The sequence below is a fragment of the Acidovorax sp. KPB24-07 genome, assembly GCF_057543315.1.
In genome coordinates this window covers 1-796 of the sequence record NZ_BAAJYS010000823.1, presented here as the reverse complement: position 1 = coordinate 796, position 796 = coordinate 1, and the positions used below count along the sequence as shown (strand labels likewise).

1 protein-coding gene is annotated in these 796 nt (G+C 72.9%); it reads left to right on the top strand.

What is annotated here, in order from left to right; all coding sequences use genetic code 11:
- Positions 1 to 37 precede the first annotated feature (37 nt).
- Positions 38 to 796: histidine kinase dimerization/phospho-acceptor domain-containing protein (locus AC27IQ_RS26080; protein WP_487091374.1), on the top strand; the 759-nt coding region annotated here is incomplete at its 3' end.

The following is a 796-nucleotide window of genomic DNA, read 5'->3' as shown; positions in this document are numbered from 1 at the left end:
CGGGCCGGCGCCGCGCACGGGCGCACCGGCGCATTCGCTGCGCGCGCGGCTGCTGTGGTTCCTGCTGGCGGCGATCGTGTGCACGGCGCTGCTGCAGATCCTTTTGTCGTACCGCTCGGCGCTGTCCGAGGCCGACGAGATCTTCGACTACCACATGGAGCAGATGGCGATGGCCCTGCGGCCCGGCCTGCCGGAGGTGCCGGCCAACGCGCCCGGACCGCTGGTGCACGACGACGAGAACTACGAGTTCGTCGTGCAGGTCTGGTCGGCCGAAGGCTTGCGCGTGTTCGAGTCCGCCGTGGGCGCTGCCCTGCCGCAGCGCGCGGTGCTGGGCTTTTCCAAGGTGAAGGCGCACGGCACCACCTACCGCGTGTTTTCGGTGCAGACGCGCTCCCAGGTCATTCAGGTGGCGCAGGACATGGCCGTTCGCAAGGCGATGGCGCGCGACCTGGCCCTGCGCACGGCCGGGCCCATCGCGCTCATGGCGCCGCTGCTGGCGCTGGCCGTATGGTGGGTGGTGAGCGGCTCGCTCGCGCCGGTGGAGCGCGTGCGCCGCGAGGTGGCGCAGCGCCAGGCGGACGACCTGTCGCCCGTCGACGGCGATGCGCTGCCCGCCGAGGTGCAGCCGCTGGTGGACGAGCTGAACCTGCTGTTCGCGCGGGTGCAGCGGGCTTTCGAGGCGCAGCAGCACTTCGTGGCCGATGCGGCGCACGAGCTGCGCTCGCCCCTGGCCGCGCTCAAGCTGCAGGCACAGGGGCTGCTGCGCGCGCCCGATGCCGAGGCGCGCGGCGTGGCC